Annotated in this window: 18 protein-coding genes and 1 tRNA gene; 10 read left to right on the top strand and 9 right to left on the bottom strand. The window is 61.5% G+C overall.

Features of this window, described 5'->3' with window-relative positions:
- Positions 1 to 2 precede the first annotated feature (2 nt).
- The 7 genes from HMPREF2978_RS08110 (at position 3) to HMPREF2978_RS08080 (ending at position 7,826) form a co-directional block, all read left to right on the top strand.
- A complete protein-coding gene (locus tag HMPREF2978_RS08110; protein ID WP_070527659.1) occupies positions 3 to 1,082 on the top strand; it encodes an alpha/beta hydrolase in 1,080 nt (359 codons plus the stop codon).
- A gap of 84 nt (positions 1,083 to 1,166) precedes the next feature.
- Positions 1,167 to 2,525, top strand: coding sequence for a M1 family metallopeptidase (locus tag HMPREF2978_RS08105; RefSeq protein WP_070744945.1), 1,359 nt, complete (start codon positions 1,167 to 1,169; stop codon positions 2,523 to 2,525).
- Between the two features lie 59 nt (positions 2,526 to 2,584).
- Entirely contained in the window at positions 2,585 to 3,589 is a 1,005-nt protein-coding gene (gene rfbB, locus HMPREF2978_RS08100) for a dTDP-glucose 4,6-dehydratase (protein WP_070744942.1), read from the top strand.
- Between the two features lie 6 nt (positions 3,590 to 3,595).
- Positions 3,596 to 4,960 carry a sugar nucleotide-binding protein gene (locus HMPREF2978_RS08095; protein WP_070744939.1) on the top strand — a complete coding sequence of 455 codons (1,365 nt, stop codon included), beginning with the start codon at positions 3,596 to 3,598 and terminating at the stop codon, positions 4,958 to 4,960.
- Between the two features lie 106 nt (positions 4,961 to 5,066).
- Positions 5,067 to 5,933, top strand: a complete 867-nt coding sequence (rfbA, locus tag HMPREF2978_RS08090; protein ID WP_070744937.1) for a glucose-1-phosphate thymidylyltransferase RfbA — start codon at positions 5,067 to 5,069, stop codon at positions 5,931 to 5,933.
- A 147-nt stretch (positions 5,934 to 6,080) separates the two neighbouring features.
- Positions 6,081 to 6,950, top strand: a complete 870-nt coding sequence (locus HMPREF2978_RS08085; RefSeq protein WP_143342277.1) for a DsbA family protein — start codon at positions 6,081 to 6,083, stop codon at positions 6,948 to 6,950.
- 81 nt (positions 6,951 to 7,031) lie between these two features.
- Entirely contained in the window at positions 7,032 to 7,826 is a 795-nt protein-coding gene (locus tag HMPREF2978_RS08080) for a cytochrome c biogenesis CcdA family protein (protein ID WP_070744935.1), read from the top strand.
- A 14-nt stretch (positions 7,827 to 7,840) separates the two neighbouring features.
- Here the strand turns inward: HMPREF2978_RS08080 and HMPREF2978_RS08075 are convergent, their stop codons facing one another.
- The 3 genes from HMPREF2978_RS08075 to HMPREF2978_RS08065 form a co-directional block, all read right to left on the bottom strand.
- A complete protein-coding gene (locus tag HMPREF2978_RS08075) occupies positions 7,841 to 8,476 on the bottom strand; it encodes an MBL fold metallo-hydrolase (RefSeq protein ID WP_070744933.1) in 636 nt (211 codons plus the stop codon).
- A complete protein-coding gene (locus HMPREF2978_RS08070; RefSeq protein WP_070744931.1) occupies positions 8,477 to 9,628 on the bottom strand; it encodes an S-(hydroxymethyl)mycothiol dehydrogenase in 1,152 nt (383 codons plus the stop codon).
- A 66-nt stretch (positions 9,629 to 9,694) separates the two neighbouring features.
- On the bottom strand, positions 9,695 to 10,510 hold the full coding sequence (locus tag HMPREF2978_RS08065) for a GDSL-type esterase/lipase family protein (protein WP_070744930.1): 816 nt from the start codon (positions 10,508 to 10,510) through the stop codon (positions 9,695 to 9,697).
- Between the two features lie 169 nt (positions 10,511 to 10,679).
- Here HMPREF2978_RS08065 and HMPREF2978_RS08060 point away from each other — a divergent pair, with 169 nt between their 5' ends.
- The gene (locus tag HMPREF2978_RS08060) at positions 10,680 to 12,338 is read left to right on the top strand and encodes an acyl-CoA synthetase (protein ID WP_070744928.1); all 1,659 of its coding nucleotides are present in this window, start codon (positions 10,680 to 10,682) and stop codon (positions 12,336 to 12,338) included.
- Positions 12,339 to 12,479: 141 nt separating this feature from the next.
- Here HMPREF2978_RS08060 and nagE read toward each other — a convergent pair whose 3' ends face one another.
- The 4 genes from nagE to HMPREF2978_RS08040 form a co-directional block, all read right to left on the bottom strand.
- Positions 12,480 to 14,591 carry an N-acetylglucosamine-specific PTS transporter subunit IIBC gene (nagE, locus tag HMPREF2978_RS08055; RefSeq protein WP_070744926.1) on the bottom strand — a complete coding sequence of 704 codons (2,112 nt, stop codon included), beginning with the start codon at positions 14,589 to 14,591 and terminating at the stop codon, positions 12,480 to 12,482.
- A 43-nt stretch (positions 14,592 to 14,634) separates the two neighbouring features.
- Positions 14,635 to 15,399, bottom strand: coding sequence for a glucosamine-6-phosphate deaminase (gene nagB / locus HMPREF2978_RS08050; RefSeq protein ID WP_070527696.1), 765 nt, complete (start codon positions 15,397 to 15,399; stop codon positions 14,635 to 14,637).
- A gap of 31 nt (positions 15,400 to 15,430) precedes the next feature.
- Positions 15,431 to 16,588, bottom strand: coding sequence for an N-acetylglucosamine-6-phosphate deacetylase (locus HMPREF2978_RS08045; protein ID WP_070744923.1), 1,158 nt, complete (start codon positions 16,586 to 16,588; stop codon positions 15,431 to 15,433).
- A gap of 176 nt (positions 16,589 to 16,764) precedes the next feature.
- Positions 16,765 to 17,643, bottom strand: coding sequence for an alpha/beta hydrolase (locus HMPREF2978_RS08040; protein ID WP_070744921.1), 879 nt, complete (start codon positions 17,641 to 17,643; stop codon positions 16,765 to 16,767).
- 196 nt (positions 17,644 to 17,839) lie between these two features.
- Between HMPREF2978_RS08040 and HMPREF2978_RS08035 the strand changes: the two genes are divergently transcribed.
- Complete coding sequence (locus HMPREF2978_RS08035; RefSeq protein WP_232751635.1) at positions 17,840 to 18,397, top strand: DUF4442 domain-containing protein; 558 nt, start codon at positions 17,840 to 17,842, stop codon at positions 18,395 to 18,397.
- A gap of 38 nt (positions 18,398 to 18,435) precedes the next feature.
- Complete coding sequence (locus HMPREF2978_RS08030; RefSeq protein WP_198531383.1) at positions 18,436 to 19,587, top strand: recombinase family protein; 1,152 nt, start codon at positions 18,436 to 18,438, stop codon at positions 19,585 to 19,587.
- Here HMPREF2978_RS08030 and HMPREF2978_RS08025 read toward each other — a convergent pair.
- On the bottom strand, positions 19,556 to 20,071 hold the full coding sequence (locus HMPREF2978_RS08025) for a ClbS/DfsB family four-helix bundle protein (RefSeq protein ID WP_034969882.1): 516 nt from the start codon (positions 20,069 to 20,071) through the stop codon (positions 19,556 to 19,558). The two genes, HMPREF2978_RS08030 and HMPREF2978_RS08025, sit on opposite strands and share 32 nt — an antisense overlap.
- 192 nt (positions 20,072 to 20,263) lie before the next feature.
- Positions 20,264 to 20,339, bottom strand: a tRNA-Thr gene (locus HMPREF2978_RS08020).
- Positions 20,340 to 20,432 lie beyond the last annotated feature (93 nt).

Genomic DNA, 20,432 nt, shown 5'->3' with positions numbered 1-20,432 from the left:
TTATGAAGCGTCTTAGCTCTCTCCTCGCCGCCGGCGCGCTCAGCGCAGCCGCGCTGGTCAGCCCCGTTGCGGGTGCTGCCACCATCACCCCACAGCAAGTTGCAGGTGACACTGCCCTATCCACTATCTCGGACCTACAAGTCACCCCGGAGGTCGAAAGCCAAAAGTGGTATGACAAATACAAGGATGACCCCCGAGTTCTGAAGCTGGAGGCTACCTCGCCGGCGATGAACGGCCGCGCTATTCCGCTGGCTGTTATCCCGGCCAAGAACCCGGACCGCCCGACGGTCTACTTGCTCAACGGTGCAGGCTCCGCCGAGCAGGACTCTGACTGGCTGAACATGTCCGATGCCGTGGACTTCTACGCTGAGAAGGACGTCAACGTAGTGGTTCCGCAGGCAGGCGCCTTCTCCTACTACACCGACTGGTTGGAGGAGCCCAACGGCAAGTACCTCAAGGGCCCGCAGAAGTGGGAGACCTTCCTGACCAAGGAGCTGCCTGGCCCGCTGGAGGAGCGTCTGAACGCAAGCAATAAGCGCGCCATTGCCGGCATGTCCATGTCCGCGACGTCCTCGCTGCTGCTTGCTCAGCACAACCAGGGCTTCTATGACGCAGTTGGTTCCTTCGCTGGCTGTGCTGCGACCGCCTACCCCACTGAGTACGAGTTCCTGCGTCTCACAGTGAACCGCGGTGGCGGCCAGCCGGAGCAGATGTGGGGGCCGATGGGTTCTGCCTACAACCGCTACAACGACGCCCTGATGAACTCCGAGAAGCTGCGCGGCACCAAGCTGTACATCTCCTCCGCATCGGGCTTCGCGGGCGAGCAGGACACCCCGTCCTACTACATCAACAAGGGCTACAGCCCGTTGACGGCATACATGGGATCAGCTCAGCTGCAGGTGGAAGGCGGCGTCATTGAGGCGGCCGTTAACCACTGCACCCACATGCTCAAGGCAAAGCTGGATAAGCAGAACATTCCGGCAACCTACAACTTCCGCAACGTGGGCACGCACTCCTGGCCGGGCTGGCGCGAGGACCTGGTGAAGTCCTGGCCCACCTTTGAGGAAGCCTTCAACTCCTAAATAGTGAGCGGAGCACGTCGCGGCGTGACGTGCCTGCTCCCCTGGCTTCGAATAAGCCAAACAGGGCGGTAGGATAGCGGCATTATGAAGCTGCTTTCTACCGCCCTTTCGCATATCTCGTCCGCCCGCGGCCACGCCGCGCCTTCCCGGGATAGCTACACGGGGGTGGATTTCAACATCGGCTTCGAGGTCACCCACTATGACTTGGACCTGACCTACCGCGTGGAGCCCAACATGCTTCAAGGCGAAGCTGTGCTCCATATTCGCGCACTGGAGGACGTGGACAAGCTCACGCTCGACCTCGGCGGTGCCATGGTGGCCCGCCGCATCACGGCGAAGCACGCGCCGCGCGTGGCCAAGTTCCGCCTGTCCGGCGGAAAGCTCCGACTGAACTTCGCCGACACAATTGCGGAAGGCCAGGAGTTTGAGCTGCACATTCGCTATGGTGGCTCACCCCGCCCGCTGCGCACGCCATGGGGTGAGATCGGCTGGGAGGAGACGGATTCCGGCTCTTTGGTGGCTAGCCAGCCCAACGGCGCACCCAGTTGGTTCCCGTGCGATGACACCCCGTCCGCAAAGGCCACCTACGATATTCGCATTACCGCCGACGATCCTTTCGTGGTCATCTCCAACGGCAAGCTGGTCTCCCGCCGCAGCGCAGGTGGCTCCATGACGCGCTGGCACTACTGCGTCAAGCACCCCATGGCCACATACCTCGCCACGGTCCAAGTTGGTGAGTACATCGAAATCCCGCTCGGGGCCAACGTCCGCGCGTGGGCGCCGGCCCGGCTCAAGCAGGTGGTGCTCGAAGAATTCGCTCAGCAGCAGGAAATGCTGGATTTCTATTCCACGCTCTTTGGCCACTATCCCTTCGCCGATTACCAGGTAGTCATCACCGATGATGAGCTAGAGATCCCGCTCGAAGCCCAGGGCCTGTCCATCTTCGGCTCCAACCACGTCAAGGGTGATCACGTCTTCGAGCGGCTCATCGCGCACGAGCTCTCCCACCAGTGGTTCGGCAACTCCGTGGGCCTGATGGAGTGGAAGGATATCTGGCTCAACGAAGGTTTTGCCTGCTACTGCGAGTGGCTGTGGTTCGAGCACGCGCATGGCCGCCCGGCACATGAATCGGCGCGCTCGCACTACCAGGTGCTGGCCCGCAAGAAACAGGACATTCTGCTCAGCGATCCTGGGACGCGCGATATGTTCGATGACCGCGTCTACAAGCGCGGTGCGCTGACCGTCCACGCGCTGCGCCGCCTCGTGGGTGATGAGGCCTTCTTTGCCACGGTGCGGGAGTACCTCACCGCAGCGCAGCACTCGGTGGTGAGCTCGGAGGATCTCATCAGCCGCATGCGCAAGGCTGCGGAGAACCCAAGTGACGTCGACCAGCTCCTAGCCCAGTGGTTGGATGAGCCGGAGCTGCCGCGCTTCCCGCTATAAATATCGGCCGCTTCATCCCGGCAGTCCCGTGATTAGTGCATGCTCTAGACTGGGAGACCATGCGCAGACTGCTTGTTACCGGCGGCGCCGGCTTTATTGGTGCAAACTTCGTGCGGCTCGTGGCCCAGCAGCGCCCGGAGGTGGAGATCACCGTCCTGGATAAGCTCACCTACGCGGGCAATCGCGCCAATCTCGACGGCGTGGACGCCGAGCTCGTGGTGGGGGACGTGGCGGATGAGAGGGTCGTCGACAAGCTCGTGTCCCAGGCCGATACCGTGGTGCACTTCGCTGCGGAATCCCACAATGACAACTCTTTGCGGGATCCTTCGCCTTTCCTCCACACCAACATCATGGGTACTTTCGTGCTGCTGGAGGCCTGCCGTCGCCACGATGTGCGCCTCCACCATGTCTCCACCGATGAGGTTTTTGGTGATTTGGAAATTGGCGCGGATACCTACTTCACCGAGGAGACTCCCTATAACCCTTCTTCGCCCTATTCGGCCACGAAGGCCGGTTCGGATCACCTGGTGCGCGCGTGGGTGCGCAGCTTTGGGCTGCGGGCAACCATTTCGAATTGCTCCAATAATTACGGCCCTTACCAGCACATTGAGAAGTTCATCCCGCGGCAAATCACCAACCTGCTTCTGGGCCAGCCCGCCAAGCTTTATGGCACGGGCGAGCAGGTTCGGGATTGGATTCACGTGGATGACCACAACGAGGCGGTGCTCGCCATCCTGGACCGCGGGCGCATCGGTGAGACCTATAACATCGGTGCCGACCAGGAGGACACGAACAACCGCCAAGTCATCGAGATGATCTGTGAGCTGATGGGTGCTACTGACGACGGCCAAGCGTGTTTTGAGCACGTGGCGGATCGCCCGGGCCATGACCAGCGCTACGCCATGGATGCCAGCAAGCTGCGCCGCGAGCTGGGATGGGCCCCGCGCTACACGGATCTGCGAGAAGGCCTGGCCGCCACCATTGAGTGGTACCGCGCCCACGAAGAGTGGTGGCGCGCGGGCAAGGAAGAAGTCGAAGCCAACTACGCAAAGCAAGGACAATAGATAGCCATGAAGGTGCAGTCAACGGCCATCGAAGGCCTGCTCATTGTGGAGCTGGACGTCCACGGCGATAACCGCGGCTGGTTCAAGGAAAACTGGCAGCGCGAGAAGATGGTGGCGGCCGGGCTACCGGACTTTCAGCCTGTGCAGAACAACGTCTCCTTCAATGCGGAGAAGGGTGTTACGCGCGGTCTGCACGCGGAGCCCTGGGACAAGCTGGTCTCCGTGGCTTCCGGCCGGGCTTTCGGCGCGTGGTGCGATCTGCGTGAGGGCTCGTCCACCTTTGGGCAGCTGGTGACCCACGAGCTGCGCGAGGACGTGGCGGTCTTCGTGCCGCGGGGTGTAGCCAACGGCTTCCAGGCGCTGGAGGCTTGCGCCTACTCCTACCTGGTCAATGACCACTGGTCCCCGGATGCGGAGTACACCTGCGTCAACCTGGACATGGTGGACTGGCCGCTGGAACCGACGGAGATCTCCGACAAGGACAAGGAGCACCCCGCGCTTGCCGACGTCTCCCCCATGCCCCCTCGCCGCATCCTGGTCACCGGCGCCAACGGGCAGCTGGGCCGCGCTTTAAAGAAATTCCTGCCCACCGCTGGTCTGGGCGCGGTGGAGTTCCGTGGGCACGAGGACTTCGATATCACCAACCCGCCTGCACGCCCGTGGAAGCAGTACTCCGCCATCATCAACTGCGCGGCCTATAACGATGTCAACGGCGCGGAGGACGATCGCGCCGCGGCTTGGGCGGTCAACGCTTCCGCACCGGCGAAGCTCGCGCGCATTGCGGCGGAGAATAACCTGACCTTGGTGCACGTCTCCAGCGATTACATCTTTGATGGTTCTAACGAGGTCCACTCCGAAGATGAGCTGCCCTCCCCGCTCTCGGCCTATGGGGCGTCTAAAGCCGCGGGCGATACCGCCGCGCAGACCGCCCCGCGCCACTATGTCATCCGCACCTCGTGGGTCTTCGGCGATGGCGCCAACTTCATGTCCACGATGCGCTCGCTGGCGAATAAGGGAGTCAAGCCCTCCGTCATCCATGATCAGCGCGGGCGCCCCACCTTTGCCGAGGACCTAGCGAAGGGCATCATCCACCTGCTCAAGATCCAAGCCGAGTACGGCGTGTACAACATCTCCAACTCCGGTGATGCGGTGGGCCGCGATGAGATTGCCATGGCCGTCTTCACCGGCGTGGGCCAGGATCCCGCCGATGTCACGCCAGTAAGTACTGAGCAGTACCGCGAGATTGCCGGGCCCGAAGCTCCTCGCCCGAAGGAGTCCACCTTCGACCTGTCCAAGATTGAAGCCACCGGCTTTAAGCCGATGAATTGGCGGGCCGCTTTGGCGCTCTACCTGGGTCTTTACCCGGCATAACACTCAACACTTCCCAGGTGTTATGTTAAGTGGGAAGTTAAGTGTTATGTTCGCCAGTCCGCGCCGCCGCACCCCGGCGTGAGCCCCTCCGTTAAGCTTGAAGCCCATGAAGGGCATCATTCTCGCAGGCGGTTCTGGAACCCGCCTCTACCCCATCACCAAGGGCATCTCGAAGCAGCTCATGCCCATCTATGACAAGCCGATGGTCTACTATCCTCTGACCACCCTGATTCAGGCCGGTATCCGCGAGATTCTCATCATCACCACCCCGGAGGACCAAGCAGCCTTCCAGCGCCTGCTTGGCGACGGCTCCCAGCTCGGCCTCATGCTGCACTATGCGGTCCAACCCCGCCCCGAAGGTTTAGCCCAGGCCTTCCTCATCGCGGAAGACTTCATCGCTGAAGATGACGTGGCCCTCGTCTTGGGTGACAACATCTTTGATGGCCACGGTTTCTCCACCGCGCTTAATGAGTGCAGCCACCCGGATGGTGGCATCATCTTCGCCTACGAGGTTTCCGATCCGCAGCGCTACGGCGTTGTCGACTTTGACTCCTCAGGCCAAGCCCTGTCCATCGAGGAAAAGCCCGCCGCACCAAAGTCCAACCACGCCGTGGTGGGACTGTATTTCTACGACAATTCCGTGGTGGAGATTGCCAAGTCCATCCAACCCAGCGCGCGCGGGGAGTTAGAGATCACCGCCGTCAACGAAGAGTACCTGCGCCGCGGGCAGCTGCGCGTCAAACGCATGCAGCGCGGTGACGTCTGGTTGGATACCGGCACGGTGGACTCCATGAGTGAGGCCTCGGCCTACGTCGAGGTGATGCAAAAACGCACCGGCACCGTCATTGGTTCGCCGGAGGTTGCTGCCTTCGAGGAAGGCTTCATCGATGCGGCAGCACTCACTGAGCTGGCCGAGCCCCTCCTGAAGTCCGGCTATGGCCGTTATCTCCTGGCCGCCGCCCAAGAGAGCTGAGCTCGAGGTACATATCGATCAAATAAGGGCCGAGAATCCGCGGGATCTGAGGCCTTATTTGATCGATCCGTACGTACTTAAGCAACCGTGCCCCGCAGGCGGGAGCCGCCATCACCCAAACCAGCCTAAACGCGTTAAGGTAATCGCATGCCTAGTTCATCCTCTCGCCCTACCAGTGATTCGAAGAAATCAGCGCTATCCACCATCAGCCCCGTGGCGTGGGGACTGTTGGTGATCGTTGTTATTTTGGCCGTCATCATTGGCTTCCTGCTGGCAGAGCGCACCTCTTCCGGCAGTGAAAGCACTCCCGCAGCGCAGGAGACGACGACGAGCACGGCGACTGCCGAAGACCTGGCGAAGGATGCCGCCAAGGCCACGCCCGGCACAAAGTTCTCCGATGGGAAGGGTGACCCGATGATGTTCGGGCCCGGTGGTGACACCATGTCGGGGGATATCACGGTGGTACACCGCAAGAAGGACAACGATCCTTTCGCCGTGGGTGCGGTGGATGCGCCCGTGGTAATTTCGGAGTTCTCCGATTTCGAGTGCCCGTTCTGCTCCCGCCACGCTAATGTCACCGAGCCGGATATCCTTAAGAAGTACGTGGAAAAGGGCCTGGTGCGCATCGAGTGGAATGACTTCCCCGTGAACGGCCCCGCCGCCATCGAGGCTGCTAAGGCCGGGCGCGCGGCCGCGGCACAGGGTAAGTTCCAGGAGTTCAAGCACGAGCTCTATGCCGCCAGCAAGGATATCGACGGCCACCCGGAATTCGGCATCGAGGACTTCATGAAGTTCGCTAAGAAGGCCGGCGTTGCGGACTTGCAGAAGTTCCGCCAACAGGCCACGGATGACACCTACACCGAGGTCATCGAGACAGCCACCAGCTACGCTTCCCAGATTGGTATTACGGGTACCCCGGCCTTCGTGGTGGGAGATCAGTTCGTCAGTGGTGCGCAGCCCCTAGAGGTATTTGAGCAAATCATCCAGGAACAGCTGGGAAAGGCAGCCAATGCCTAAACCACCGCTGATCGTGTGGGTCTTCATCGCACTGGTTATCTTGACCGCATTCTTGGGCGGTTATGCAGTAGGGGTGAGCGTATGAGCATCGGAATTTTTGGCGCCGTCATCGCCGGTGTGCTGACTTTGATCAGCCCCTGTTCAGCGCTGTTGGTGCCAGCCTTCTTTGCCTATGCCTTTGAGTCGCAGCGCCAGCTGCTATTCAAGACCATGGTCTTCTTTTTGGGCCTGTGCACCACGCTCGTGCCCATCGGCATGGGCCTGGCCGCCCTGCTTGCGCAATACCGCAGCCAGGTCATCACGGTGGCGGGGTGGATCATCATCGCGCTGGGAGTCTTTACTGCCTTGGGAGGCGGTTTCCGCATCCCCGGCATGGATGCCCTGTCCGGTAAGGCGCGGGGAAGAGTATTTCTGCTCGGCGCGGTCTATGGCTTCGCCGGCTTTTGCGCGGGCCCGCTCCTGGGCGCTGTCCTCACCACGGCCGCCGCATCCGGCAGCGCACTCTACGGCGGGCTCATCATGGTGGCCTATGCCGCGGGCATGGCCGCACCGCTCTTTGTGCTGGCCGCGCTATGGGAGCGCCTCGATGTGGGTTCGTGGTCGTGGCTGCGCGGGCGCGAGGTGGTCCTCGGCCCCGTGCGCACGAACACCTTGTCCATTGTGTCGGGCGCGTTCTTCGTGCTCATCGGCGTGCTGTTTATCTTGAGCTATGGCAGCGCTACCCTACCTGCGGTCTTAAGCACGGATGCGCAGTTCGCGGTGCAAGAAAAAGCCCGCGCCTTCAGCGCGGGCGTGGCGGATGCGTGGGTCTGGTTCGGGCTTTCACTCGCTGCCACGGTGGCCGTGGGAGTGAAAGCAGCCCGCACCCAGGCCTAAGGTTTGCTTAAGGTCTAGTAACCGCGCGCGATGTACTCATCGATGCGCGCCGCCTCAGCACCAATGGTGGTCTCATCGCCGTGGCCCGGCAGGACGCGGGTCTCCGGCGGGAGGTTCAGCACGCGGTTGCGCAGGGACTCGATGATGACATCGAAGTCGGAGTACTTGCGGCCAGTAGCGCCCGGCCCGCCGTTGAAGAGAGTATCTCCCGACAGAAGCGTGGCCTTGTCCGCAATGTAGAGCACCACGCATCCCGGCGAGTGACCCGGCGTGTGGAAGACCACAAAATCGCTATCACCCACGGTGAAGAGCTGGTTATCCTCCAGCGGCACGAAGGTGGCGTCCTCGTGCGTTTCCTCCCACAGGGGGCGGTCATCCGGGTGCAGGTACACGGACACATCGAAGTGCTCGGCCACCTGGGGAGCAAGCTCACAGTGATCGTTGTGCGCGTGGGTGAGAATAACGCCCTTAACCGTGCGCTTTCCTACCTCTTCGATGACGCGCTCGGCGTCGTGGGAAGGATCGATGATGTAGCACTCGGCGTCGCTTGACGCGCTACCTGCGGCCAGGATGTAGACGTTATTGTCCACGTCCCACTCACCGCCATCCAGGCGGAACTTTCCTGAGGTTACAAACTGTTCAATGATCATTTACAGCTCCACTACGGATCGAAGTACCTTGCCAGCCTTCATGGTAGCGAAGGCCTCTTCCACGTCGTCGAGACCAATTCGCTCGGTCACGAAATCCCTGAGCGGGAAGCGTCCCTGCAAGGAGAGGTCGACGTACATGGGGAAATCGCGCTCCGGCAGGCAGTCGCCGTACCAGGAGGACTTCAGCGATCCGCCGCGGCCGAAGAAGTCGATGGCTGGGACGTCGAAGCGGCTGGTGAGGTTCGGCACGCCTACCATGACCATGCGGCCGGCCAGGTCGCGGGAGTAGAAGGCCTGGCGAGTGGTGACCGGGATACCCACGGCATCGATAGCCACGTCGGTACCGAAACCATCGGTGAGCTCGCGGACTGCCTCGATGACCTCGTCCTCAGACTTGTCCTTCGACGCAATAGTGTGGGTAGCACCGAACTTCTTGGCCAGCTCCAGCTTGTCCGGGTCCAGGTCCACGGCGATGACCTTGGAGGCACCAGCCAGCACCGCACCGGCGATGGCCGCCATGCCCACGCCACCGCAGCCGAAGACCGCGACGGACTCGCCGCGCTTAACGTCCGCGGTATTAACAGCAGCACCCAGGCCGGCCATCACGCCGCAGCCCAGCAGGCCCGCGGCGGCCGGGTCTGCCTCCGGGTTGACCTTGGTGCACTGGCCTTCGTGGACCAGGGTTTTCTCCGCGAAGGAACCGATGCCGAGCGCCGGGGTGAGCTCGGTGCCGGCGTCCTTATCCCCGTCCGCGAGCGTCATCTTCGCGGAGGCGTTGTGGGTATTGAAGCAGTACTTCGGCTCACCCTTCTTACAAGCGCGGCACTCGCCGCACACCGCGCGCCAATTCAGGACCACGAAGTCACCGACCTCGACGTGGGTGACGGCATCGCCCACGCGCTCGACGACGCCCGCCGCCTCATGCCCGAGCAGGAAGGGGAAGGCATCCTCGATATCGCCATCGCGGTAAGCCAGGTCGGTGTGGCAGACGCCGCAGGCCTGAATCTTGACCACGACATCGTGCTCGCCCGGAGCGGGCACGACGATGTTGACGGTCTCGACGGGCTCGCCCTTGGCGCGCGCAATCACGCCACGGACAACCTCCGCGCCTTGCTGAGAGTTATTTTCATTTAGGTTTTCATTAGCAGCCATGTCCGCGAGGGTACGCGAAAGGCCCGGACAACGTTGCCCGGGCCCGAAAGTCAGAAGAGCGCGCTTCTAGAAGCTAGCAAGGTGGTTAGCCACAAACTCGTGACCGCGCGCATTAATGTGCAGCGGCAGGTTGCCCGGCCCCGCGGAGAAGTCCACCAGACCCGCCCACAGGCGCTTGTCGGCATCGGCACACATACCGCGATCCCAGGTCATCGGCTTCATGTCCACAAATTCGGTTCCGGTAGCACGCGCCAGGTCCACCTGCATCCACTGCGCGACGTTTTCATAGCGCTGCACCATCGGCAGCGCCGTAGCGTCGGCCGGCTTCGGGCCAAAGTGGATAAGGCAGTAGCGGTCGCCCGAGCCGATGGTCGGGTAACCCACGATCTGGATGCGGGCATTGGGCGCCGCCGCACGAATCTTGTGGATTAGCGGCGCGTTGGCGCCGACCCAGCGGGCGCGCATGTCGCCGTCGGAAAGCCCGGCGTTGTTGTACGTATCGTTGAAGCCGCTAGCAAAGAGCACGCGCTGCGTATCCGCGCTGAGCGCGCCGCGGCGAATGGCGTCGTCGATCTGCGCGTTCACCTGCGGGCCCTGAGACATGGACACAGCACCCGAGCAGGAGAAATCCGCCACCGGCATGCCCAGCTTGGCGGCGGTGCGCTTGGCGTAATTATTGCCCGACGGGCAGTTCAGGCTCGGGTTGCGCTGAGAAGAGCCCACCCGAGAGGCCAGGTAGGTATCAAGTTGCGGATCCGCCAGCACGGAATCACCAAAGGCGACGAGGTTTCGCTCGCCGGCAACTGCCTGCGGAGCTTGGGACAGGCCTACCGCCACGAGGAGGGAGGCGCAGAGAGCAGCGATGCGCTGAGTAGACTTCACGTGACTAACGTCCTTCCAAAAGAGTATGTTCTAGACCGAAACCATAATAGACTACGCTTGCGGTTGCAGCTTATGTAACAATAGCAACACCTTTAACAGGTTGTCGTTTTGATTATGGCGAGTCCGCCATCTCCGTAACCTCTTTTCCCCTCCTTTCGATGAGAACCTTATGAAGCTTTCTGATGTAACCTTCCACGCCGCCGCCCTCGCGCGCTTTATCCCCTCCCTGTTCCGCGCGGGCCTCATTAGCCCCGCCGGCGGCCCGCGGGCGGTGGCCCTGACCGCGCCGGTTCTGGCGCGCTACCGCTTCACCACCGCCCGCGAAGTGGAGCAAGCCTATCTGACCTGCCCAGAACGCCTGGCGCTTATCGACGATGACGGGGCACTCACCTACCGCCAACTGCGCGATCACTCTCGTACCTTCGCGCGCTGGCTGCTTTCTTTGGGGCTCGAGGAGATTCGCCTCGGTGTGATGGCCCGCAATGGCCGCGGCATTATCACCCCGCTAGCCGCCAAGGGCTATGCGGGGGCGCACATCTTTTTGCTCAACGTTGGTTCTTCCCCCGAGCAGCTCGCCGGATGCATCGAGGAAAACCGCATCAACGTCCTGGTCATCGACGATGAGTTCGTTGACCGCCTCGACAGCGCTACCCCCATTGATGGCCTGCACGTGGTCATTGGCCACGAGTCCGGTGAAGAGATTCCCGCTGAGCTGGCGCAGGCAGCAACGCTGCGCAAGATCGTGGAGAATCCGCGGGGCGTCGAGAAGCACAAGCTTCCCACCTGGCCCAAGCACGGGCATATCGTGCTGATGTCCTCCGGCACCACGGGCATTCCTAAGGGAATCATGCGCCCGGAGCCGACGCTGCCAGTGGTGGTCGCCTCCATCGTCGATGCGGTGCCGTGGCGCGGGGACCAAAAGGTGCAGATGACCGCCTCCATCTTCCACACGTGGGGCTGGGCCTGCCTCAACATCGCGCTGGGCCTGCGCAATACCATTGTCACCCGCCGCGTCTTTGACCCGGCGGCCGCACTCGATGATATCCAGCGCTACCAGCTCGATGGCTTGCTCTCCTCCCCCGTCTTCTTCCGCCAGATGGTCGAGGTTGACCCGGATTCCCGCTTCGATACTTCGAGCCTGAAGTTCATTGCCTCCGCCGGGCACGCGCTGACCCCGGAGATTGTCAAGGAAACCCACGAGCGCTTTGGCCCGATTCTCTGCAACGTCTATGGCTCCACGGAGCTGGCGCTGGCATCGACGGCCACCATGGAAGAGGTAGCTAAGGACCCCACCATCGGCGGCAAGATTGCCTCCGGCACAAAGCTGCGCATCCTCGATGAGGAGGGCAACGAGGTTCCGCGCGGTGAGGTCGGTGAGATCTACCTGACCAACTCCACCGCGCTCATTGGCTATACCAACCCGAAGATCCCGCTCAACAAGGTTGATGGCCTCATTTCCATCGGGGACCTGGGCTATATCGACCCCGAGGGCTACCTGCACGTGGTGGGCCGCGCGGATGACATGATCATCGTCGGCGGCGAGAACGTGCACCCGCAGTCGGTGACGGAGGTGCTCGAGGCCATGCCGGGCATCGCGGAGGTACATGCCGGCGGCGTGGAGGATGACACCACCTTCCAGCGCATCGCCGTGTGGGCAGTGACCACGCGCGATGCCCTAGGCAACACCGTGACTGCCGATAGCATCCGCACCTGGGTCCGCGAGAACCTCGCCGATCACTCCGTGCCGCGCGATGTCCACTTCCTGGACAAGTTGCCACGCAATGCCACGGGCAAGGTGGTGCCGCGCCTGCTGCACGGCACCGACTAGCCCACGCCTATTCCTCTCAAGGCATAGAACCCTCCGAGCCAAACTGCCCGAGTTGCCAAAACCTTCGCTCCTAACCGCAGGCGAGCAAAGTTGTTTTTGGCAACTCGGGCAGTTTTTGTGTCTGGGATTTAATCTAGCCGGCTAGCTGCTGCGCTTGACGGTTGCAGCAACCTCGCCTGGCTGGGTATGGCCCTCGCGAGCGATGTCGACTCCGGCGACCTGCTTGGCCATCGGGCACACCACCGGGGTGATGAGGTTGACGCCGCGCTCGCGTAGCTTCTGCGCCTCCACCGCGATGATCGGCGTGCCGGCGGGGACGGTATCGCCCTTCTTAGCCAGGGCGGTGAAACCTTCGCCCTTGAGCTCCACGGTGTCGATGCCGATGTGAATGAGCAGGTCCAAACCATCCGCGGTCTGCATGCCGAAGGCGTGGCGTGTATTGAAGACCATGGTGATGGTGCCGTCTACCGGGGCGCAGACGTCGAAGGCATCGACGGCATCAGGCATTACGGCGAAGCCTTCGCCCACCATGCCCTGGGCAAAGGAGGCATCCGGGACCTGGGAGAGCTCGACAACGTCACCCGCGAACGGGGCGCGCACGTCGACGTCAGCGGAAGCGGCGCTCTTGGCCCTGGCCGGCACGCTGGCTGCAGCACCCGCGGCACCCGCCGTGGCCAGGGCCGGGGAGCCATGGCGCAGCTGGTGGCTGACCTCGTCGTACATGAACTGTACGGCCGGTCCCACGATGACCTGCACACTCTTCCCGGAGGGGTGGATGACGCCGGAGACGGCGGCGCGTTTGATCAGGGAGTCGTCGACAAGCGCGCGATCCTTGACGCCCACGCGCAGGCGCGTGGTGCAGTAGTCCAGGGAGTCAATGTTGTCCTTGCCGCCGAGCCCCTCGATAATGCGGGCGGCATCGGCTGCGGTCTTGTCATCGCCGGTGGCGGAATCCTCCATGGGGTCTGCTACCGCATCGTCCTCGCCGCGGCCCGGGGTCTTGAGGTTGAGCCAGCCGATGAGGAAGTAGAAGATGATGAAGTAGAGGAAGAAGAAGCCCACGCCCATCGCCAGCAGCATGTACCACTTGTTGGCCAGCGGGTTCTGGGAGGAGAGCAGCATGTCCACGAATCCGGCGGAGAAGCCGAAGCCCGCGGTCCACTCCATGGTGGAAGCGATGAAAACGGACAGGCCCATCAGCAGCGCGTGCACCACATAGAGCAGCGGGGCAACGAACATGAAGGAGAACTCCAGCGGCTCAGTCACGCCGGTGAAGAAGGAAGCCAAGGCGCCAGCAGCCATGAGCGAGCCGACCACCTTGCGCTTCTTCTTATCCGCGCGCAGGTACATGGCAAGGGCCGCGCCCGGCAGACCGAACATCATGACCGGGAAGAAGCCGGCCTGATAGCGGCCGACGACGCCTTCCACCGTGCACTGTCCGTTGGCCCAGATGCCAGGGCAGTCGGCGGCGGAGGTAGCAGTAGCGGCGGCCTCGATGGTCTTCTGGCCGGCCTGGAAATTGCCGATGTCATTGATGCCGATGACATCGAACCAGAAGACGGAGTTCAGCGCGTGGTGCAGGCCGGTCGGGATGAGCAGGCGGTTAGCCACGCCGTAGATACCAGCGCCCGCCGCACCCAGGCCCTGGATGGAGGTACCGAAGTTGAAAAGCGCGTTGTAAATGAACGGCCACACGAAGTAGAGGATGCCGGAAACCACCATGGCGATGATGGCGGTAAGGATCGGTACGAGGCGCCGGCCTGAGAAGAAGGCCAAAAAGTCCGGCAGCTTGGTGCCGTGGAAGCGGTTATAAACCCAAGCCGCCATGACGCCGGCAAGGATGCCGAAGAGGACGTTTCCGCCGCCCACGGCGTTCCAGCCTTCCGAGGCCCATTCCAGGGCCTCGTCACCGGTCAGCGCGGTGGGGTCTTCGATGCCGCGGTAGCCGGCCACGGCCTCTGGGCCGAGCAGCTTCATGAAGGTGGCGAAGGCCAAGAAACCAGAGAGTGCTGCGGCACCGTTGGAATCCTTAGCCAGGCCGAAGGCAATGGCGATGGCGAAGATCCAGCCAAGGTTGGCCAGCACCGCATCACCGGAGCTAATGAGCAGCTGGGCGGCGAGGTTATCCGGGCCGGCGGCACTGGAGATCCAATAGCCAAGACCACTGAGGATCGCCGCGACGGGCAGCACCGCCACAGCTCCCATGAGGGCTTTTCCGAGCCGCTGCAGCGGCCCCATGACATCTATTTTCATGTCTGAAACGTCCTTTCGAGCGGAAGAGGGGGAAAGAAGAGCTTTAGTGCAGCCTGTTCTGGTCCGCGAAGAGGTAGTACTCGCGGTCCTCCAAGAGAGCGGCGGCGGCTTCATCAACGATCACGGTCGCGCGCGGGTGCAGCTGCAGCACCGAGCCAGGGCAGCGCGCGGAGAGCGGCCCCTCAACCATCGCCTGTACCGCATTGGCCTTGTTGCTGCCGGTGGCGATGAGGAGCAGGTGGCGGGCCTCGCTAATCGTGCCCAAACCCTGCGTCAGCGCGTGGCGCGGAACCTCCTCCAGGTTGTCGAAGAAGCGGGAGTTATCCTGCACGGTCTGCGGATGTAGGGCCACCACGCGGGTGCGAGACGTCAGGGAGCTCGAGGGCTCGTTGAAGCCAATGTGGCCATTCGCGCCAATGCCGAGCAACTGGACATCGATGCCGCCGGCATTCCGGATCGCCTGGTCATAGGCGGCGGTGGCTGCCACGGGGTCGGCAGCGCTGCCCTCTGGGCTCTTGACCAAGGCATCATCAAAATCGACGTGGCTGGTGAAGTCACGGCGGATGGTGGCGTAGTAGGACTGCTCGTGCTCGGGGGCGAGGCCTAGGTATTCGTCGAGAAGAAAAGCGCGGCTACCCGCGAAGCTGACCTCGCCGCGCTCGTGGCGGGCGATGAGCTCCTTGTACGTGGCCACTGGGGTGGAACCGGTGGCCAGCCCCAGGGTGGCTGAGGTGTTGGCGTAGCTTGCGAGGATATCGGCGGCGGCGACGGCCACGTCGGCGGGGGTGGAGCGGATGAGGATTTCCATGAGTGCCTTTCTGATGCGAGTGAGAGTGTTTTTACGAGTCTATGAATTCAGCGCCACCGACAATGACGCGTACCGGTTCTAGCTGGGCATTGAGGCCCACCAGGTTGGCGCGCGCGCCAACCGCGATGCGGCCTAGATCCTTCTCCCCCAACACGTCGGCGGCCGTGGTGGAGGTAAAACGAACTGCTTCCCCGAGTCCATGACGCTCGGCGAAGCTGGCGAATTGCTGGGCCAAGGTGGAGGTACCACCCGCGATGGCGCCGCTGGGCACGCGCGCCACTCCCCCGCTCACGGTGACAGGGAGGGAGCCCAATTCATAGTCACCATCGGCCATGCCGGCCGCCGCCATGGCATCAGTGATGGCGAAGGCGCGGTGGCTGTGAGCCATGTCCACGGCGCCGTCGACAAGATGCACACCATCTGCGATCAGCTCGACGGACACATCCCCCGCCTTCGCTGCGGTGAGCAAGGCTGCGACTGGGCCCGGCGCGCGGTGGTGAATGGAGGGCATACCGTTGAACAGATGCGTTCCAGTCACGGTCAGGCCGAGCTCCTTGGCCTTGGCGATAACGCTCAACGTGGTGTCGTAGTCGGCCTCGGTGTGGCCCAGGCTGGCGATGATGCCATGCTCCGCGCAGACGTCGAGCAGCTTGTCGACGTTCTCCGTTTCCGGCGCGAAGGTAATCGAACGCAGGTGGCCGCGGGCTGCGGCGATGACCGCGCGGAAGAAGTCCGGGTCACCGGGCACGATGCGTGAAGGGTCCTGTGCGCCGCACTTGGCCGCCGCGATGAAGGGGCCCTCCATGTGGATGCCAGCAATCTCTTCTTCCTCAGCCAGCTGAGCCAAAAGCTCGGCTCGGGCACACAGCTCTTCTTGCGTACCGGAGACCAAGCTGGCCAGCAGCGTCGTGGTTCCGTGCGCGCGGTGGAAGCGGGCGGCGGCCAGGCACTGCTCGTAGTTGCCGTTGGGGAATCCCCCGCCGTTGCCGCCGTGGTTGTGCAAGTCCACGAAACCCGGCACCCACAGCAACGCATCCGAGTCCCCGGCGCGCCAGGCGGCCTCGGCTTGGGGGACGTCGCCAAGCTTTATGCCCTCAATGATCTCCCCGAACGTGACGGCCCCGGCGCGCAGCTCGAAGTTTTCATCGATGTAGAGGCCCTCGACGTGGCCTTTCGCCTCTGTCTGCATGACTCATTCGATTCTGCTTGTACAGGCTGGCGTGGCACAGCCCGGCTGACAATTCACTTGAAATTTATCAGGGCTGCTGATTTTTGTGAATCACACCTCCGCCGAAGGGGGTGTGTGAGCACAGGTTACTTTTAGCGTGTTCGGTGCACCGCGCGGGATGGAAAAGACCTCGCAAGCTACCAGCCACGGGTGGCCACTCGGTCCCAGAGATCGTTGTTCGCCAGCTCGCCAGCGCCCGCAGGCGAAGTGCCAACGAACACGTCTCGTGCATCAGGATCATCAGCAAGAATGTAGCGGAACCACGCAGTGGCATAGCCGTCCCCGAACTCTAAAACGTCCTTGTGGTCCGCGCCCAGGCGGCGGGCAATGACCGCCGGACCACCGGCTGATTCAAAGCTCTCCTGCAAGTCTGACCACGGGCTAACAAGCCAGCGGTCCGAACGGCCATCGCTCGTCATCAAGAACAACGGGGCCTTTACGTTCGCGGTGGTGTAATCCCAGTCATTGGACTGTGCCACTTTGTGGGAGGCCGGGCTCGCCGCATACACAGCTGCTACGTCCGCGTGGGCCGCAGCGTTGATAGCGCCCGCACCGCCCTGTGAGTGTCCGAAAATACCGACCCGTGATCGGTCCACTCGGGATTCCAGGTCCGGCAATCGCTCAATCAAGTGCACGACGTTCTCCCCTGTACCGGTGTGGGGCGTCTCATCACCGACGACCACGAAGCCCCAACTGGCCAGGTGTTCCGCCACGGGCAGGTAACTGCTCAACGGCGTGTTCGTGCCATTAGCCATGACCACCGCCGGAAATGGTCCCGCGCCCGTCGGTGCCGCGATGGTCACGTCACCATCACGCCGCACGTCGACCTCGTGCGGCCCCTCGCCCGCAAACGACGCTTCCAGCGGGCCACCTGTCTCAGCGCTGTATCCGGCAGCCACGCCGTCATCACCGGTCACACTATCGGCGTCTACCCACTGCATGAATCCCACAAACCCGACAAACGCCACCACAATCACGGCCACCACGGCAATAATGCCAACCACAAGCTTTTTCATGCTCTTTATTGTGTTTCGCACGAGAGCGAAGGTCACTAGCGCTAGCACTACTTTTCCTATACACGGTGCAAGACCTAGCACCACCTATAAGAAGGACGATACGGCGAATCAAAGTGCGGGCGCTCCCCGTCCCACAACAGTAGAGTTGGGGCCGCTTAGCCCCACCTGCCCCCACAACTCATACGGAGCTTTCCTCATGGCCCGCTTTTCTGCACGCCAGCTCAAGCGCTTCATGGGATTCTGGCCGCCCTTCTTGGGCGCTGGCATCAAGATCCAAGAATTTGCTGATGACGGCACTCGCGTCGTTGTCAGCCACAGGCCAAACATGCTGACCAAGAACGCCATGGGTGTTGCCTTCGGTGGCACGCTCTCCGCCATGACGGATCCGTTCTTCATGCTCGCCTCCATGCATCGACTGGGCAAGGAGTACCGCATCTGGGATGCCGCTGGTGAAATTAAGTACCTGAAACCCGGCCGCGGCACGGTCACCGCCGATATGCGCATCCCCGAGGAGACCTACGCGCTCATCGAAGAAAAGACGGCCAACGGTGAGAAGTATTTGCATTGGTTCGACGTGGACATCATCGATGAGGAAGGCGATGTCGTCGCTCATGTGCGCCGCCAAGTCTATTACCGGCGCAAGCAGAAACAAGCTGCACTTGGCCACAGACGCTGGCTAGTGACGCTTGGACTACTGAGGGTGCTTCCCGAAATTCTTGTGCTGTGTTTATCTAGTGCTTTGAAGCCATTTTGAGCACCCTTGATTCTAAAGGCGAACTACTCATCACCATCATGAGTAGTCTTGCCCAGGAAGAATCTCGCTCCATATCTGAGAACGTCACCTGGGGACATCGCAGACGCTTCGCTGATGGGAAAGTCATGGTGCCCTACTCCTCGCTACTGGGATATAAGAAAGGCGCTGACGGTAACCTCGCTATTGATGAGACTCAAGCCCCGACCGTGCGCTTGATCTACCAGCTGTTTCTAGACGGCTCATCGATCACCGAAATCCGTGCCGAGCTACAGCGTCGCGGTATTTTGACTCCGCGAGGTAAAACCAACTGGTCCACCTCAACCGTGCGCTCCATCTTGACCAATGAGAAATATAAAGGCGACGCCCTGCTCCAGAAAACGTTCACCGCTGACTTCCTAACCAAACGAATCGAAGTAAACGAGGGCGAAGTCCCGCAATACTACGTCACCGGAAACCACGAGCCGATTATTGATGCGCCCGTCTGGGATCAGGTTCAATACGAGTTGGCCACCCGCCACGCAACCAACAGCTCCAAAATCGGCCTATTTGCCAGCCGACTCAAATGCGCAGATTGCGGATCCTGGTACGGACGCAAAACCTGGGCATCCAACACTAAATACAAGCACACGATCTGGCGGTGCAACCAAAAATACGACCATCCCCGTCCCTGCCAGACCGCTACCTTGCGTGATGAGCAAATCCAGACCGCGTTCCTCGCCGCGCTAAACCAGCTGGCTGAACAATATCGCGGACAAAGCCACCTACCACAGGTCATCGACGCCATGTTTAATACAGACCAGCTCGAAGCGGAGTCCAAGCGCCTAGACGAGAAAATCCGCGCTCTTGCCAGCGAGATTGAATCATTGGTTGCAGAAAATCAGCGGGTAGCGCAAGACCAGGACCAATACCTCGCCCGCTACACCCAGCTAGAAGCGCGATACCAGAAAACCCTGGGCCGCAAACAAGCCATCGAGGCCGAGATTGCTGCCAAGAGTGCCAAGGCCACTGCGATCAAAACCGCCTACACCCAGTTGGCCGACAAGCCCATCCAGCATTTTCAACCATCCCAGTGGACAGCGCTTATCGACCATGCCGTTATCGGAGCCAACGAGATCCAGTTCGTCTTCAGAATCGGCACTGAAATCACCGTGCCTATTGCTAGCAGGCTGCCAGTTTCTTCCACTTCCTGATTTTGGTGCGAAACGTCGTAAATGGCGCGACGGTGTTGATATGCACCCATTTCCACACCGGCCACGCCGACGGGGTGGAAGAAGCCCACGCACGCTGACCCGAACTAAACAATTCTGATTCGGTTAGACCGCCCACCATTTTGACTATCTCACCAAGCAGGATCTTGAACCTGTCGATCAAATCCTCAGTAGATACCTGCTCCCAGCGTTGGTAGAACGATTCATACAATCCGCCCAGTTGATTCCACTTAAAACCAGGTGCCGGAGTCACCACGTCAAGACCGGCTTGTTCGTCACGTTCCCAGCCGAGCAGTAATTCCATCCAGCCAAGCTGGTAGGCGATCATCTGCCGGGGCGTGCGGTCAACACCGTCAACCAGCCGGTCCCAACCATCGCCAGGAACGCCTACGAACTCGCCGATAAAAAGTTCGCCACGCTTAGTAATCTCTGCGGCTAGTTCATCGCCGGACGCATACGATCTCACCACACACCTCCTCGTGAAACGGCCTTAGGTTTAACGCTTCGTTAGCGCGTTAAACCCTGAATACGCATTTTACTAGGGCAAACAAGATACCCGCTAACGCAAAACCCAAACCCGCTAACGCAAGCGATTTTTCACACCCCCTAAGCGATACTCGCTAACGCAAAAGGGTACTTATCAAATCCGACGTCTAAGTGGAGCCGCCTGCGAGAATCGAACTCGCGACCTTCTCATTACGAGTGAGATGCTCTACCGACTGAGCTAAGGCGGCACGATGCAGTGTGTATATGCACCGCGTGAGAGTTTAGCCTAGGCCGGGGCCGAGAAAGAAATCGGGCCACTTGATGTGAGGCACGTGCAGCAC

This window comes from Corynebacterium sp. HMSC074C01 (assembly GCF_001814605.1).
In the GTDB taxonomy this organism is placed as follows: domain Bacteria; phylum Actinomycetota; class Actinomycetes; order Mycobacteriales; family Mycobacteriaceae; genus Corynebacterium.
The sequence above is the reverse complement of the archived record's forward strand: the minus strand, read 5'-3'. Positions and strand labels throughout refer to the sequence as shown.

Coding starts and splice junctions, on each gene's coding strand:
- HMPREF2978_RS08110 (WP_070527659.1), top strand. CDS start 3: ATGAAGCGTCTTAGCTCTCTCCTCGCCGCCGGCGCGCTCAGCGCAGCC.
- HMPREF2978_RS08105 (WP_070744945.1), top strand. CDS start 1,167: ATGAAGCTGCTTTCTACCGCCCTTTCGCATATCTCGTCCGCCCGCGGC.
- rfbB (WP_070744942.1), top strand. CDS start 2,585: ATGCGCAGACTGCTTGTTACCGGCGGCGCCGGCTTTATTGGTGCAAAC.
- HMPREF2978_RS08095 (WP_070744939.1), top strand. CDS start 3,596: ATGAAGGTGCAGTCAACGGCCATCGAAGGCCTGCTCATTGTGGAGCTG.
- rfbA (WP_070744937.1), top strand. CDS start 5,067: ATGAAGGGCATCATTCTCGCAGGCGGTTCTGGAACCCGCCTCTACCCC.
- HMPREF2978_RS08085 (WP_143342277.1), top strand. CDS start 6,081: ATGCCTAGTTCATCCTCTCGCCCTACCAGTGATTCGAAGAAATCAGCG.
- HMPREF2978_RS08080 (WP_070744935.1), top strand. CDS start 7,032: ATGAGCATCGGAATTTTTGGCGCCGTCATCGCCGGTGTGCTGACTTTG.
- HMPREF2978_RS08075 (WP_070744933.1), bottom strand. CDS start 8,476: ATGATCATTGAACAGTTTGTAACCTCAGGAAAGTTCCGCCTGGATGGC.
- HMPREF2978_RS08070 (WP_070744931.1), bottom strand. CDS start 9,628: ATGGCTGCTAATGAAAACCTAAATGAAAATAACTCTCAGCAAGGCGCG.
- HMPREF2978_RS08060 (WP_070744928.1), top strand. CDS start 10,680: ATGAAGCTTTCTGATGTAACCTTCCACGCCGCCGCCCTCGCGCGCTTT.
- nagE (WP_070744926.1), bottom strand. CDS start 14,591: ATGAAAATAGATGTCATGGGGCCGCTGCAGCGGCTCGGAAAAGCCCTC.
- nagB (WP_070527696.1), bottom strand. CDS start 15,399: ATGGAAATCCTCATCCGCTCCACCCCCGCCGACGTGGCCGTCGCCGCC.
- HMPREF2978_RS08045 (WP_070744923.1), bottom strand. CDS start 16,588: ATGCAGACAGAGGCGAAAGGCCACGTCGAGGGCCTCTACATCGATGAA.
- HMPREF2978_RS08040 (WP_070744921.1), bottom strand. CDS start 17,643: ATGAAAAAGCTTGTGGTTGGCATTATTGCCGTGGTGGCCGTGATTGTG.
- HMPREF2978_RS08035 (WP_232751635.1), top strand. CDS start 17,840: ATGGCCCGCTTTTCTGCACGCCAGCTCAAGCGCTTCATGGGATTCTGG.
- HMPREF2978_RS08030 (WP_198531383.1), top strand. CDS start 18,436: ATGAGTAGTCTTGCCCAGGAAGAATCTCGCTCCATATCTGAGAACGTC.